At 60.9% G+C, this 14,414-nt stretch carries 14 protein-coding genes and 1 pseudogene; 3 read left to right on the top strand and 12 right to left on the bottom strand.

Annotated elements, in window-relative coordinates; genetic code table 11:
* Positions 1–30: 30 nt before the first annotated feature.
* Both LRS06_RS01160 and LRS06_RS01155 read right to left on the bottom strand, forming a co-directional pair.
* Entirely contained in the window at positions 31–1,008 is a 978-nt protein-coding gene (locus tag LRS06_RS01160) for a cytochrome c (RefSeq protein ID WP_257869783.1), read from the bottom strand.
* A gap of 95 nt (positions 1,009–1,103) precedes the next feature.
* Positions 1,104–1,385 carry a hypothetical protein gene (locus LRS06_RS01155; RefSeq protein WP_257869782.1) on the bottom strand — a complete coding sequence of 94 codons (282 nt, stop codon included), beginning with the start codon at positions 1,383–1,385 and terminating at the stop codon, positions 1,104–1,106.
* A 346-nt stretch (positions 1,386–1,731) separates the two neighbouring features.
* Here LRS06_RS01155 and LRS06_RS01150 point away from each other — a divergent pair, with 346 nt between their 5' ends.
* Together LRS06_RS01150 and LRS06_RS01145 are read left to right on the top strand one after the other, a co-directional pair.
* Positions 1,732–3,264, top strand: coding sequence for a sigma 54-interacting transcriptional regulator (locus LRS06_RS01150; protein WP_257869781.1), 1,533 nt, complete (start codon positions 1,732–1,734; stop codon positions 3,262–3,264).
* Positions 3,265–3,641: 377 nt separating this feature from the next.
* Positions 3,642–4,019 carry a hypothetical protein gene (locus tag LRS06_RS01145; protein ID WP_257869780.1) on the top strand — a complete coding sequence of 126 codons (378 nt, stop codon included), beginning with the start codon at positions 3,642–3,644 and terminating at the stop codon, positions 4,017–4,019.
* A gap of 148 nt (positions 4,020–4,167) precedes the next feature.
* Here LRS06_RS01145 and LRS06_RS01140 read toward each other — a convergent pair whose 3' ends face one another.
* From LRS06_RS01140 to LRS06_RS01130, 3 genes are all read right to left on the bottom strand, one after another.
* Positions 4,168–4,899: a LytTR family DNA-binding domain-containing protein gene (locus LRS06_RS01140; protein WP_257869779.1), complete on the bottom strand. Its 732-nt coding sequence runs from the start codon at positions 4,897–4,899 to the stop codon at positions 4,168–4,170.
* Positions 4,877–5,944 carry a sensor histidine kinase gene (locus tag LRS06_RS01135; RefSeq protein WP_257869778.1) on the bottom strand — a complete coding sequence of 356 codons (1,068 nt, stop codon included), beginning with the start codon at positions 5,942–5,944 and terminating at the stop codon, positions 4,877–4,879. Before LRS06_RS01135 ends, LRS06_RS01140 begins: the two co-directional genes overlap by 23 nt.
* Positions 5,945–6,299: 355 nt before the next feature.
* The gene (locus LRS06_RS01130; RefSeq protein ID WP_257869777.1) at positions 6,300–6,758 is read right to left on the bottom strand and encodes a peptidylprolyl isomerase; all 459 of its coding nucleotides are present in this window, start codon (positions 6,756–6,758) and stop codon (positions 6,300–6,302) included.
* Positions 6,759–6,943: 185 nt separating this feature from the next.
* Here LRS06_RS01130 and LRS06_RS01125 point away from each other — a divergent pair, with 185 nt between their 5' ends.
* The gene (locus tag LRS06_RS01125; protein ID WP_257869776.1) at positions 6,944–7,564 is read left to right on the top strand and encodes a fasciclin domain-containing protein; all 621 of its coding nucleotides are present in this window, start codon (positions 6,944–6,946) and stop codon (positions 7,562–7,564) included.
* 173 nt (positions 7,565–7,737) lie between these two features.
* Here the strand turns inward: LRS06_RS01125 and rsgA are convergent, their stop codons facing one another.
* The 7 genes and pseudogenes from rsgA to LRS06_RS01090 all read right to left on the bottom strand — a co-directional run bounded on the left by rsgA (position 7,738) and on the right by LRS06_RS01090 (position 14,281).
* A complete protein-coding gene (rsgA, locus tag LRS06_RS01120) occupies positions 7,738–8,664 on the bottom strand; it encodes a ribosome small subunit-dependent GTPase A (protein WP_257869775.1) in 927 nt (308 codons plus the stop codon).
* 92 nt (positions 8,665–8,756) lie between these two features.
* On the bottom strand, positions 8,757–9,998 hold the full coding sequence (locus LRS06_RS01115; RefSeq protein WP_257869774.1) for a 3-deoxy-D-manno-octulosonic acid transferase: 1,242 nt from the start codon (positions 9,996–9,998) through the stop codon (positions 8,757–8,759).
* A gap of 3 nt (positions 9,999–10,001) precedes the next feature.
* Positions 10,002–10,490, bottom strand: coding sequence for a GNAT family N-acetyltransferase (locus tag LRS06_RS01110; protein ID WP_257869773.1), 489 nt, complete (start codon positions 10,488–10,490; stop codon positions 10,002–10,004).
* Between the two features lie 160 nt (positions 10,491–10,650).
* Entirely contained in the window at positions 10,651–11,289 is a 639-nt protein-coding gene (locus LRS06_RS01105) for a peroxiredoxin (RefSeq protein WP_196954649.1), read from the bottom strand.
* A gap of 116 nt (positions 11,290–11,405) precedes the next feature.
* Entirely contained in the window at positions 11,406–11,876 is a 471-nt protein-coding gene (locus tag LRS06_RS01100; protein WP_257869772.1) for a Fur family transcriptional regulator, read from the bottom strand.
* A gap of 234 nt (positions 11,877–12,110) precedes the next feature.
* Positions 12,111–12,787: pseudogene (locus LRS06_RS01095) on the bottom strand (enoyl-CoA hydratase-related protein).
* A gap of 228 nt (positions 12,788–13,015) precedes the next feature.
* On the bottom strand, positions 13,016–14,281 hold the full coding sequence (locus tag LRS06_RS01090; protein ID WP_257869771.1) for an aspartate kinase: 1,266 nt from the start codon (positions 14,279–14,281) through the stop codon (positions 13,016–13,018).
* Between the last annotated feature and the right edge of the window lie 133 nt (positions 14,282–14,414).

Here is a 14,414-nt window from a genome sequence, read left to right as displayed (position 1 = left end):
GCTTCTGTATCCGTGACGTATGGTTTTTCCCTAACGCGTAGCCACGGAGGCTGTTGCCCCAAAGAGGGGAATATCGTGTTTGATGGCTGGTACCGTCTGCAGGTAGGCGTAGATGGCCTTGGCCTCGCTTGCATCCATCAACGAGAACTTGGGCATGGGCGCATTCAGTGGCCCGTGCGGCGACAAGCCAAAGCGTACGGCCTGCACAAACTGGTTTTCCGTCCAGTCGCCGATGCCGGTTTCGGCGTCGGGGGTGAGGTTGCGGCTTTTGATTTCCTTTTTATCCGGGGTCATGAAGGAGTTACCCCCGCCCAGGTAGCCTTCCGATTTTTCGGGCTCCAGGGCATTGTTGGTTTTGAAGTCCTTGCTGTGGCAGTCGTAGCACATGTAGCGGCCCACCACCAGGTAGCGCCCGTAGGCGGCGGCATCGGTGGGGCTGGGCGCCAGCACCGGCTGGGTAGGCAGAGGCAGGGGCTTCATCACGGTATTTGCCAGCGCCTTAGCCAGAAAAGAAGGCTCCTGCTCGTGTGAAGGCGTGGGGTTGGGCTGCACCTGCGCGTCGTTGGAGCGCAGGTAGGCAATAACGCTGTACACATCCTCATCCGACATGTGCGCGAAGCTGGGCATCACGATGCGGTAGCGCCCGTCGCGGCCGATGCCGGTACGCAGCAAGCCCACCAGCTCGGCATCCGTCCAGGCACCAATGCCGTGGGCCTTGTCCTGGGTGATGTTGGCTGAGTACAGCTTGCCGAAGTCCTCGGGAATTTCCGGCAGAAACTTACCCGTCAGCGCGTTGGTTTCGCGGCTCAGGTGGCAGTCGGCGCACATGGCATTCACGATTTTCTGGCCCTGCGCTACCCGTACCGGCGTGTAGTCGATGTTGGCTACCTGCGGCTTGGGCGCCTCGTAGAAGGGAATGCCGCGCACGCTCACGAAAGCGGCCGCGCAGGCTACCACAAACAGCACCCCGGCTACCGTGAAGCCCAGGACGCGAAATATTTTTTTCATAGCTCGAAAAAGGAGGGAAGAGCGCGGAAGGAACAGAAGCAAAAATAGCTGCGGCGGCTTTGCGGGTTACTCACATAATGATGTGATTATCAGCTCTAGCCGGCCAGATGCAGCGCGGTTTCCGCCGCAGCGTTAGCCAGCAGCAGGGCGGGCTTTCGCGGGGCCACCGGCTGCCGCGACTTGTAGAAAGCCGGCTCCACCAGCCGGTGCGGCTGGGGCCGGTAGGCAGCCGGTGCCACTGGCGCTACCGGCTGGGCCCGCAGCCGGGGCAGTGGGTAGCACGGCATCCCGCGCAGGCTGGCAAACATGGCCGCGTAGGCTGCCAGAAATAAGGCCGCTGCGAGGCCGTAGCCGATAAACAAGCAAAAGGTTTTCATAGCAGAGTGTAGAGGCGTGAAGTGCTGCAAAGGTAGCCGGCTGCTACACGCGTGTCACTCGCATAAGCATGTGATGGGCAGAACCTAACGCCACACGGGCAGGCCCAAAAACAACCCATTCCCCCGGACGAGGTGATACAACTATGGGGTACAGTAGGGGCGGGGCTTGTCCCCGCCCGCCGTTGGTGCCGTTGGCAACCCTGACCATCCGCACGGTACTCGTTCAACGCCGGGCGGGGGCAAGCCCCGCCCCTACGGGTTTTACCTCAAACCCCGGCGTTCTGAACCTCCGGGGGCCTTTGCCGGTTATCTTCTACAGGAAGCTCGAATTCCCTTATTTCTCCCGATGAACCACGACACTATCCGCACCCTGGGTGCCCTGAAGCAGTCCGGCTACCAGCCTCGTAGCGTGAAGCAGGAGCTGCGCGACAACCTTATTCACAAACTCCGCTCGAAAGAAGATGTGTTTCCCGGCATCTTCGGCTACGAAGAAACCGTGATTCCGGAGCTGCAGCGCGCCATCCTGGCCGGGCACCACATCAACCTGCTGGGCTTGCGCGGGCAGGCTAAAACCCGCATTGCCCGCTTGCTGGTGGGTTTGCTCGATGAGTACGTACCGGTAGTAGAAGGCTCCGAGCTCAACGACGACCCCCTGCAGCCGCTATCGGTGTTTGCCAAGAACCTGATTGCGGAGAAGGGCGACGATACGCCCATCAGCTGGCTGCACCGCGCCGACCGCTACACCGAGAAGCTGGCCACGCCCGACGTATCGGTGGCCGACCTCATCGGCGACGCCGACCCCATCAAAGCCGCTACGCTCAAGCTGCCGTACTCCGACGAGCGGGTGATTCACTTCGGTTTGATTCCGCGCGCGCACCGCGGCATTTTCGTCATCAACGAGCTGCCCGACCTGCAGGCCCGCATTCAGGTGTCCTTGTTCAACATTCTGCAGGAAGGCGACATTCAGATCCGGGGCTTTAAGGTGCGGCTGCCGCTGGATATCCAGTTCGTGTTCACGGCCAACCCCGAGGACTACACCAACCGCGGCTCCATCGTGACCCCGCTCAAGGACCGCATCGACGCCCAGATCATTACCCACTACCCCAAGACCCTCGAAATCGGGAAGCGCATCACCAAGCAGGAAGCCCGCATCCGGGAGGAGCAGCGTGGCTTGGTGACCACCAACGAAGTGGTGCACGACTTGGTGGAGCAGATTGCCATTGAGGCCCGCTCCTCGGAGTACGTGGATGCCAAGTCGGGCGTGTCGGCCCGCCTCACCATCTCGGCCTACGAGCAGGTAATAGCCGGGGCCGAGCGCCGCGCCCTCATCAACGGCGAAACCAAAACCTACGTGCGCGTGGGCGACTTTATCTCGGCGGTGCCGGCCGTAACGGGCAAGGTGGAGCTGGTGTATGAGGGTGAGCAGGAGGGCGCGGGCATCGTGGCCGAGAAGCTCATGGGCAAGGCCATCCGCACCCAGTTCCTGCAGTATTTCCCCGACCCCGAGAAAGCCAAAAAGCAGAAAGACAAGCCCAACCCCTACAAGCCCGTGCAGGACTGGTTTGGCTCCCGCACCATCGACCTGCTGCACGACGCCTCCGATGAAGAGTATCAGAAGGTGATGGGCGTGGTGCCCGGCCTGCGCGAGTTGGTGCAGCAAAGCGTGCCCGCCGAGCTAACCCAGGAAAACACCGCTTTCTGGATGGAGTTTGCCCTCCACGGCATGGCCGAAATGAGCCTCATTTCGCGCAACCGCCTCGCCGCCGGCGCCCAGTTCAAGGACCTGCTCAGCAGCATGTTCACCATGCCCAACTTCGGTGGCGACGATGACGACGATGACGAGGACTACCAGTCCTCGAAAAAGCGCAAGCGCAAGTAGCGCCGAAAGCGCAAACAAACGCCCCGCGTATCGAAAGATGCGCGGGGCGTTTTAATTTCGTCACGTGGTGGTGCTGACTGATGGCGGGCAGCGTCAAAATGCCGCTTAGCCGTTGAACAGCGTGAGGTGGGCTTTTACCTGAACACCGCCGTGCGCAAAAAGCTTTAAAACTCTATGTACAATACTGCTACCTTAGCCGCCGCCAGTTGCGCGGGCAGTAAAAAAGCCCGATGCTCTGGCTAAAGCAGTAGCAATAGTTCGGGATTTGTGAAAAAATCAATTCAATGAGAATAGGAACGGTAGTCGCCCTCACCGCTGTAGTTGTCAGCTTCCTGGCATGCACCTCCGAAACCCAGACAACTCAAAAGGCCAGTAAAATGCCCCTAACCGGTACCTGGCAGCTTGTTACCAGAACCGTTATTGAGAAAGGAGACACGGTGACCACCGCCACCAGCAAAAACGAATCTTTTATCAAGGTCATCAACGACACCCATTTCGCCTTTTTACAGCACGACTTAAGCAAAGGCAAGGATTCAGCGGCGGTATTTGTGGCGGGGGGCGGCAGGTATTCCCTCAACGACAGCCTCTACAGGGAACACTTAGAATATTGTAGTGCCCGAAACTGGGAGGACAATGATTTTGCCTTCACCATCACGTTACAAAACGATACCCTTACGCAAAGTGGGGTGGAGAAGGTAGCCAGTGCCGGCGTGGACCGGATTAATATTGAGCGCTACGTGCGGGTGAAACCCTAGCGGCTACTTGTGTCCGAAAATTCGTTCCGAGCTCGTTGAACGTCATGCTGGGCCCCGCGAAGCATCACTACCGCTTTGTTCGGGTTCGTTCAACGAAGCGGTAGTGATGCTTCGACTCCGCTCAGTATGACAATTTCCGAATGCCCTGCTAATGCATATTCCGCTGCTCGATGCGCTGGTGGAAGGCCTCCGTATAAGCGTCGCCGACGGGAATGACGGCCTCGCCCAGGTAGATGCGGTTGGTGCGGATGGAATCAATCCAGCCCAGGGCCACGATGAAGGAGCGGTGCACGCGCACAAACTCCTGGGACGGCAGCCGCTCCTCGAAAGCACGCAGGGAGTTAAGCGTGAGCAGGGGCTTGGTGGCCCCGGCCAGGTGAATCTTCACGTAGTCCTTCAGGCCTTCGAGGTAGCGGATGTCGCGCAGGTTGATGCGCTGGGTGTGGTAGTCGGCCTTCACGAAGATAAAGTCGTCGGCTGGGCGGACCGGGGCCGGCGCGGGCGGTGGAGCCGCTTCGGCAGTGGGGGCCAGGCGCCCCTGCGCTTTCTGGGCGGCTTTCAGGAACCGGTCGAAGGCAATGGGCTTCACGAGGTAGTCCACGGCATCCAGGTCGAAGCCTTCCACGGCGTACTGCTCGTAGGCCGTGGTGAAGACCACCAGCGCGTTGGGCCGCAGGGTGCGCACAAACTCCACGCCCGTGAGGTCGGGCATCTGCACGTCCAGAAACAGCACATCCACCGGCTCGCGCTGGAGCACTTCCAGGGCTTCGAGGGCGCTGCGGCAGGTGCCCACGAGCTCCATAAACGGCACGCGCTCCACGTAGCTGGCCAGCAGGCGCAGGGCCAGGGGTTCATCGTCAACTAAGAGGCAGCGGAGCATGGGGTAGGGCAAGGGTAAGGGTGATGGTAAAGTCGTCGGCAGTGGGCTCGATGCGCAGCTCGTGGCGGCCGGGGTACAGCAAAGCCAGGCGCTGCTCCACGTTGTGCAGGCCCACGCCCGAGTCGCGCGGCTGGTCGGGGCGGGGCGCCTGCGGAAAGCGGCGGTTGTGCACCCGGAAGCGCAGCTCCGTAGTCGTTACGTGCAGCTCCATGCGGATGGCCGAGGGGTGGCGGTAGCTCACGCCGTGCTTGAAGGCATTTTCCACGAACGGAATCAGCAGCATGGGCTCAATGAGGCGCCCGGCCAGCTGGCCTTCCTGGTGGAAGCTGATGAGCACGTCCTCGTCCAGGCGCAGGCGCTGCAGGTCCACGTAGTTCTGCACATACTCCACCTCCTTGGCCAGGGCCACGCGGGGCGTGTCGGCCTCGTAGAGCATGTAGCGCATCAGGTGGGAAAGTTTGAGAATGGCCTCGGGTGCGTCGTCGGACTTCAGCTGGGCCAGGGAGTAGATGTTGTTGAGCGTGTTGAACAGAAAGTGCGGGCTCACCTGCGACTTCAGGAAGGCCAGTTCGGCTTCCAGCTTGTCGCTCTGCATCTGGCGCCGCTGCCGCTCGTTCTCAAACCACTCACCCGTGATGCGCAGCCCGCTGCTCACCAGCCACACCAGCACGTTCACCAGCAGAATAACGGCCCGGAAACGGTGCTGGTCGGCCACGGTGAGCCCGGGGCGCGGGGGCGGCGTGCTGCCAATGCCTACCCAGTGCGCCGACATAGGCAGGGTACAAATGAACAGAAGCGCCACCACAGCCGCGAAGTAGGCCGCAAACCGCCGCCGCGCCAGCAGCTTCGGAATGAGCACCCAGTAGTTCACGTAGAACAGCAGGGCCATTTTGGTGGCCGGCCACAGCGTACGCCCCAGATTGAAGTGCGGGGTGGGGCCGGAAGACGAGGCCAGCAGCATCCAGGGCAGAAACAGCAGCCCCGCCCACACCCCCACGTGGATGAGCAGGTGCGTGAGGTGTTGCTTGGTGATAAGCCGGGCCATAGCGAAGAGCGGAAATGAAACAGTGAAGCCGGGCGCGCCCCGGCACCCAATCCGGGGCAGGATACGAAAGTAGCCCCGAAAGCTGCGTCCGGCATCTGGCACTCTGCCATCGGCCTGGTTTCGTCGGCCAACCTACCGGGTTTACCGGCCGCGCCGGGGGCGGCAACGCAAAGCGCCCCACCCGGTACGGAGTGAGGCGCTATTCATCGGGGCGCAGCGGCGGCTGGTAGCGTTGCGTTGCGGGGCTTTGCGTCGTGCTTTTTTTACGGACCATCCTGCCTGCCATTGTCTTCCCCGAACGCAAAAAGGCCCGAACCAACGACGGTTCGGGCCTTTCCAGAGAAAGTAAGCCGGCTTACGACTCGCTTACCACGATTTTCTGAATCTCGTCGTTGGCTTTGATCTGGTCAATTACGTCCAGGCCTTCCACCACTTTGCCGAAGCAGGTGTGGTTGCGGTCGAGGTGGGCGGTGTTGTCGCGCGAGTGCACGATGAAGAACTGGGAGCCCCCGGTGTTGCGGCCGGCGTGGGCCATGCTCAGCACGCCGCGGTCATGGTACTGGTTGCCGCCCTTCAGTTCGCAGTCGATTTTGTAGCCGGGGCCGCCGGTGCCGGGCGCGCCGGAGGCGCCGTCGCGGGAGTTGGGGCAGCCGCCCTGAATCACGAAGTTGGGAATTACGCGGTGAAACTTCAGGCCGTCGTAGAATCCCTTCTGGGCCAGATCGGTAAAGTTTTTCACGGTGTTGGGGGCGTCCTGCTCATAGAACTCAACTTTCATTACCCCTTTGCTGGTGTGGATTTCGGCGGTTTTCATGGTGCTTGAACTGGATGGTGGAGTGTGGGCCAGCCGGGCCGGCCACGTGGGGCAAAGGTAGCCAATTTGCCGGGGCCAACATCCGGCACCCCGTGGTGGTTCGTAGGCCGCAGGGCAGTGGTATATTCGCCGCCGCTGTTCTGCTTTTCGTTTTCCTTCTTCGCCAACTCCCCCTTTTTTCGTCTATGAACAAGATTACGCGTAGCGCGGCCCTGGCTTTCTGCGCCACCAGCCTGCTGCTGGCTGGCTGCGGCACCGACCAGCCCACCACCGAAGCCACCACCGACCCCGAGGGCATGACCCTGCAGGACTCCGCTGCCATGAGCACCGACTCGGCCCGCATGGGCAAGGCGCAGGGGGTGGAAGTAGGGGGCGCCCGCATGACGCCCGATAAGGACTTGGTGGCCAACGCCATCAGTTCTAAGGAGCATACCACGCTGGTTTCGGCCGTGCAGGCCGCCGGGCTGGCCGAAACGCTTAAAGGCCCTGGGCCCTACACGGTTTTTGCGCCCTCCAACGCAGCCTTCAACAACCTGCCCTACGGTGCTGTGGCCGGCCTGATGCGCCCCGAAAGCAAGGAAAAGCTTCAGGGTGTGCTTAAGTACCACGTCATCCCCAGCCGCATCATGGCCGCCGACCTGCGCGACGGGCAGCAGTTGACCACCCTAAGCGGCGACAAGATCAAAGTGTCGGTGAAGGATGGCAAGGTGAAAATCAACAATGCCAACGTTACCATCTCCGACGTGGTATCCAGCAACGGCATCACCCACGTCATCGACCAGGTACTGCTGCCACCAGCGGAGTAAGTTGAAAAGGTGACAGGTGACACGTAACAGGATACAAGGGAAGAAAGTACACCCTGTCACCTGTCACCTGTCACCTGTCACCTGTCACCTGTCACCTGTCACCTGTCACCTGTCACCTGTCACCTGTCACCTGTCACCTGTCACCTGTCACCTGTCACCTGTCACCTGTCACCTCACTTCCGGTTGTCCTCGGCTTGCTGCATACTCACGTAGCTGTCGTAGCGGGGGAGGGCAATGCGGCCCTGGTCTACGGCCTCGCGCACGGCGCAGCAGGGCTCGTGCAGGTGCTGGCAGTTGTGGTAGCGGCACTGGTTGAGCAGGGCGCGCATTTCGGGGAAGTAGTGGGCCAGCTCGCCGGCCTTCATATCCACCAGGCCCAGCTCTTTGATACCAGGCGTGTCGATAAGGTAGGTGCCGGGGCGTACTTCCAGCATTTCGGCGAAAGTGGTGGTATGTACGCCTTTGTCGGAAAACGCGCTGATTTCGGCGGTTTTCAGCTCCAGGTCGGGCACCAGCGCGTTGATGAGCGTGCTTTTGCCCACGCCCGAGTGGCCCGAGAGCAACGACACTTTCCCGTCAAGCAGAGCATCCACATCGGCTATGCCCTGGCCGGTATGGGCCGAGCTGCGCAGGCTGGGGTAGCCCACGCGCTGGTACATTTCGGCAATCTGCTCCTGGTAATCGGTCAGATCTTCATCGTAGAGGTCTACCTTGTTGAAGATGAGCGTAACCGGAATGTGGTAAGCCTCGGCTGTGACGAGAAACCGGTCGATAAACCCAAACGACGTAGCCGGCGACACCAGCGTGACCACCAGCAGGGCCTGGTCCAGGTTGGCGGCCACAATGTGGGCGTGCTCCGTCTTGTGCACCGAGCGGCGGATGATGTAGTTGCGGCGCGGCTCGATGTGGTGAATCACGCCCGCACCTTCGGTCTGCTCTTCCACCGTGAAGTCTACCTGGTCGCCCACCGCCAGCGGGTTGCTCACCTTCAGCCCCTTGTGCTTGAACTTGCCGCGCAGCCGGCAGCGGTGCAGCTGCCCCATGCCGGTTTCGCGCACCAGGTACCAGGAGCCGGTAGATTTAACGATGGTTCCAGTCATAAGGTGAGTAGTGATTTAGTGAGGTTGATGTTCTAATGGTGCAATTTGGACAGGTGACGCTAGCATAACAGCAAACTCACTAAATCACCATCTCACCTTTCCGCCAGCCAGTGCATGATTTTGTTGGTGGCGCCGCTGTGGTCGTGCACGTAGTCGAGGCTGAGGTCCTGCACCTTCAGGCGGGCTTCTTCGCTGCGGAACAAAGGTGCGAAGGCCGTAAGCAGTTCCTGGGCCGTGTTGATGGGAAACGCGACACCCAGCTCCACCAGGTCCTGTGCCTCCTGAAACTTGTGGTACGTAGGACCGAAAAACAGCGGCAGCCCAAACGCGGCGGCTTCCAGCGTATTGTGCAGCCCCTTGCCAAACGCCCCGCCGATGTAGGCAAAGTGCCCGAACCGGTACAGCTGGCTGAGCAGTCCTACGTTGTCCATCAGCAGCACGCGGGCTTCGGCCACGGTGGCTTCGGTGGCCTGGGAATAGCGCACCACCCGGCCCGGCAGAGCTTCTTCCACCAGCCGCAGGTTGGTTTCGCTGATTTCGTGCGGGGCCACGATAAACCGCAGCTGCTCCTGGTACTGCGCCAGCAGGGGCCGGAGCGCCGGCAGATCCTCGGGCCAGCTGCTGCCGATGATAAACACTGGCGCCCAGTCGTCGGTGAAGGCATCTACCAGCGGCAGGGCGCGGGGCGGGGCTGAGGCTGTGCGCACCACCGTATCAAAGCGCGTGTCGCCGGCCACGCTGGCCTGGGTGATGCCCACACTGCGCAGCAGCTCCACGGAAGCCGCATTCTGGGTGAATATATGCGTGAAGGAACCCAGGATGCGCCGGAAAAATCCTCCCCAGGGCTGGAAGAACGTTTGCTCGGGCCGGAAAATGGCCGACACGCAGATGGCCGGAATCTGCCGCTCGCGCAGCTCGTGCAGGAAGTGGTACCAGAACTCGTACTTCACGAACACCGCCAGTCGGGGCCGCACCGCGTCCAGAAACAGACGGGCGTTTTCGGCCGTGTCGAGGGGCAGGTAAAACACGTAATCGGCGCCGGGCCAGTTTTTGCGCACCTCATAGCCCGAGGGCGAGAAGAACGTAAGCACCAGCTTGTGGCCGGGGTGGCGACTGGCGTAGGCCTCCATGAGCGGGCGGCCCTGCTCAAACTCACCCAGCGAGGCGCAGTGAAACCACGCCAGCGGCGCCTTCTCCGCCCGCAGCGCCGCCTGAATGCGCGGCAGCAGCTCCTGCCGGCCCGCCAGCCACTGGGCTGCCTTGGGCACAAACGGAGCCACCAGCCGCAGCAGCAGCGCATACAAATGCAGGGCTATGGAATATAGTGCAACCAAGAGTTAAAAAGCAGTATCGGGTTTAGGGGCAGCAACCGGGCGCACCATGCGGTAGTTCAGCAGGGCCACGCCCCGCACCACCGGGTGCTGCTCCCGCTCCACCTGAAAACCGTAATGAGCGAAAAAAGGCTGAGCCGTGCGGCTGGCATCGGTGTATACCAGCGTCAACTCCAGCCTGGTGGCCTCGGCCAGCAGCGCGTGCAGGAGCAGGCGGGCCACGCCCTGGCGCTGATGCCGCGCACTCACGAACAGAAAATCCAGGTAGCCATCCGGAGCCAGGGACGCGAAACCCGCCAGGGCTCCATCGGCCTCAGCTACCAGAAAATGCTGAGCCTGGATTGTAGCTTGCCAGCCAGCTAGGTTCTGCCAGCCGCCACGCCACGCTCCCACCTGCTCCGGCGAGTAGTAGGCGGCATTTATTTCGGTGATGGTGTCATAAAACAGCTGCCCAATGCCGACGGCATCAGCAGCCGTGGCCCGGCGGAGTAGCATGGCGCAAAAGTACGCGGTTCCGCGGGCTGTGCGGCATGCACACTAAAAAAGCCCCAACCGCAACGGTCAGGGCTTTTTTTCAAGTTTTCAGTTGCTGGTTTTTAGTTTCTGGTTGTTGGTTTCAGAATTCCTTGACAAACCAGCAACTGGAAACTCACTATTAGTGGGCGGCGTGCTTGCCGAGGTAGCTGGCTACGCCTTCGCGGGTGGCCGACATGGCCTCTTTGCCTTCTTCCCAGTTGGCAGGGCAAACTTCGCCTTTCACCTCGAAGTACTGCAGGGCATCCACCATGCGCATGGCCTCGTCGATGCTGCGGCCCAGCGGGCCGTCGTTTACTACCTGGTGGCGCACGATGCCGTCTTTGTCAATCAGAAACAGCCCTCGGTACGCCAGGGGCGAGCCTACGAAGGTCATTTCGCCGGCTTCGTTGTAGTCGTAGTGGCCGCCCAGTACGTCGTAGTTGGCGGCAATGGTTTTGGAGGCATCGGCCACCAGCGGGTACGTTACCCCCTGGATGCCGCCGTTGTCGCGCGGGGTCTGCAGCCAGGCAAAGTGGGAGAAATGCGTATCGGTAGAGCAACCCACGATGGCCACGCCCTTGGCCTCAAAATCGGCCAGACGGTCCTGGAACGCAATGATTTCGGTGGGGCACACGAACGTGAAGTCGGCGGGGTAGAAGTAGAAGATAACGTGCTTCTTGCCCAGGTACCGGTCGAGGGAGAAATCCTCCTCGAATTCCCCGTCGATGACGGCGGTAGCTTTGAAAGAAGGAGCGCGTTTACCTACGAGAACTGCCATTGGAAGGGGTAATGAAGTGAAAAAAGGTGAAGAGTAATCAGGTGAAATGAGGTGACAGGTGAGAAGGTGATGAGGTGACACGTTTCAGGAGACTAGTCATTTAACGTGTCACCTCATCACCTGTCACATGTTACCTTATTGCCGGTGATGTGCAGGGAAAAGGAGTGGGGCTGGAAGTTCTGCAAGCCTTTGGCGGCAAAGAACCCGCGGATCAGCTCATCCAGCTGCGGGTCGCAGTAGTCGATGATTTCCTGGGTGTCGGTGCAGAACAGGTGGTGGTGTTCGGTGCAGTCGGCGTCGTAGCGGCGGGAAGCACCCTCGGCCGAGGCTACGCGCCGCGTGAGACCGGCCTCCACGAAAGAATCCAGCGCCTTGTACACCGTGCCCAAGGAAATAGAAGGCGCGACCTCAGCTACGCGTCGGTGTACCTGCTCGGCCGTAGGGTGGCCAGGCAGCACCAGCAGACTTTCCAGAATAACGAGGCGCTGGCGCGTGGCCCGCAGGCCTGCCTGTGTTAGCCGGCCGCGCAGCTCCTCAGCTGTGGGCAGCGGGGCCGCCGCATGTGTATGGTCAGAAGAATGGCTCACCAGATAAGAATGATTCTCCGCAAAGATAAGGCTATAAGCCGCCGCCAGGCAAAATTGTTTCTTCTCGGATTGTCATTGCGAGCAACGCGAAGCAATATGACCTGTGCAACGGGCAACGCCCTACGACTAGAAAAGCCCCTGTCGTGCGCGTAGTCGTCTGGGGCTTTTTGTAAAAGAAAGGGTCTGGTTTTGTCCGGGGTGGATTGCTTTGCGTTGCTCGTAATGACAGCGTTTTTACCGGCCCTTGAACTCCGGCGGGCGTTTTTCGAGGAACGCGGCCATGCCTTCTTTCTGGTCTTCGGAGGCGAAGGTGAGGTAGAAATTCTTGCGCTCGAAGTTCAACCCCTCGTCTAAGTGCGTTTCAAACGAGCGGTTCACGGATTCCTTGGCCAGTCGTGCCGCTACCGGCGACATGCGCGCAATGCTCTCGGCCAGCCGGAACGCCTCTTCCAGGTACTGGCCCACGGGCACCACCCGATTGATAAGGCCACAGCGCAGCGCTTCCGGCGCCGAAATAGGTTGGCCGGTAAGGACCATTTCCATGGCCCGCGCCTTGCCCACGGCCCGCGTGAGGCGCTGGGTGCCCCCCCGCCGGGCATGATGCCCAGCCGGATTTCGGGTTGCCCGAACTGCGCCGTTTCCGAGGCCACAATCATGTCGCACACCATAGCCAGCTCGCAGCCACCACCCAGGGCAAACCCCGAAACGGCCGCAATCAGCGGCTTGTGCGTCCGCCGGATTTGCTCCCACAGGCTGATCTGGTCGATTTCCAGCATTTCCACCGCTGTGCGCTCCGACATAAACTTGATGTCGGCACCGGCCGCAAAAACCCGCTCCGAGCCCGTGAGCACAATAACCCGCACGGCCGGATTGGCGCACAGTTCCTGCAGGGTCCGGGCAATTTCCTGCATCAGGTCATAGTGCAGGGCATTCAGCTCCTTGGGGCGGTTGAGCTGCACGAGAGCCACATGCGGCCGGGCTTCGGGCGTCACGGTCAGAAACTGCGGGGTGGAAGACATCGGTTTTTGGTTTTTGGTGGGTGGTTTTTGGTGGGTGGTTTTTGGTTGTTGGGGCCGGTATGGGGCAATTAGCCAACAAAACAACCAAAAACCACCCACCAAAAACCAAAGCCTGACAGCCTACGCGCCGCGGCTCACGAACTGGAACGTCTGGCGGGTACGCTGCTCCAGCAGCAGGTCGCGGCCCTGGGTGAGGCGCTGAATGCTGTCCGCGTCGTAGTTCTTGATGGTATACAGCTCCAGACCGGTATTGTAGTGGATGGTGAACTGCTCGTAGAGCATATCCAGCAGCCGGTCGAGGCGGTAAGCCGAGAAATCGGTGCAGACGGAAAAGCTGATGGCCGAGTTCTGCATCAGGTGAATCTTGAGCCGCACCTGCGCCAGCGCCCCAAAAATGACCTCCAGGTTTTCCTCCGAAATAAACGTGAGGTCCTTGGACTCAAAGGAAACCAGGCACTGGCCCGTTTTGCGGATGAAAGCCGGCGGCAGGGAATCGTGGCGGCAGTCGTGAATGATAGTGCCTTCGGCCGTGGGGTCCAGAAACGACTTTACCAGCAGCGGAATGCGCTTGACGGCCAGCGGCTTGATGGTTTTGGGGTGAATGACCGAGGCCCCGTAGTAAGCCATTTCAATGGTTTCCTGGTAGCTGATTTCCGGGTAGCGCACCGTGTCGTCGAAGATCTTGGGGTCAGCGTTCAACAGGCCCGCCACGTCCTTCCAGATGGTGACGGACGCGGCCTGCAGGCAGTGCGCGAAAATGGCCGCCGTAAAGTCGGAGCCTTCCCGGCCCAGCGTGGTGGTCTGGCCGCTGCCGGTGCCGCCCAGGAAGCCCTGCGTGACCACCGGCCTGAGCTGCAACAGCGGCGGTACGGTGCCCCGGATGTTCTGCTCTGTGGTAGCCCAGTCGAGGCGGCCTTCGCGCCAGAGGTGGTCGGTGCGGATAAGGGGGCGGCAGTCTAGCCACTGCGCGTCCAGGGCCCGGCTCACGATGCGCGTCGCCAGCAGCTCCCCAAAGCTTACGACCTGGTCGTACTGTCGGTCGTAGTCGCCGGGTTCCAGCGCGCCCAGGCAGTCCTCCAGCGCCTGAAACAGCGCCCGCAATGCCTCGTCGGCGGCCGCTTCGGTGGGGCCAAACAGCTCGTCGGCCACGCCGTAGTGGAACGCGCGCAGGCTTTGTAGCTGAGGGCTGTATTCGAGTTGAGAGTGGGCGCGGTGGTAGAGTTCTTCCAGCGCGTTCGTGGTTTTGCCCATAGCCGACACCACAATCAGCAGCGGGGCGCCGGCAGCGTGCTCGCGCACGATGTGGCAGAGGTTGCGGATAGCGGCGGCGTCTTTCACCGAAGCGCCCCCAAACTTGTAGACCTTGAGTTGATGCGGCTCGTGCATGGCCCAAAGGTAGAAGGAAGGTCGGTTTCTGGCTAGCGCAGGCCGAATTTGAAGCGGCACGGGAGGCGCCAGCGAATTTTCGTTGAGACCTAATCAGGCAAATTGGCTACTTTTGAGGCCACCCAAACCCATC

The sequence above is a fragment of the Hymenobacter sp. J193 genome (assembly GCF_024700075.1).
GTDB lineage: Bacteria > Bacteroidota > Bacteroidia > Cytophagales > Hymenobacteraceae > Hymenobacter.
The sequence above is the reverse complement of the archived record's forward strand: the minus strand, read 5'-3'. Positions and strand labels throughout refer to the sequence as shown.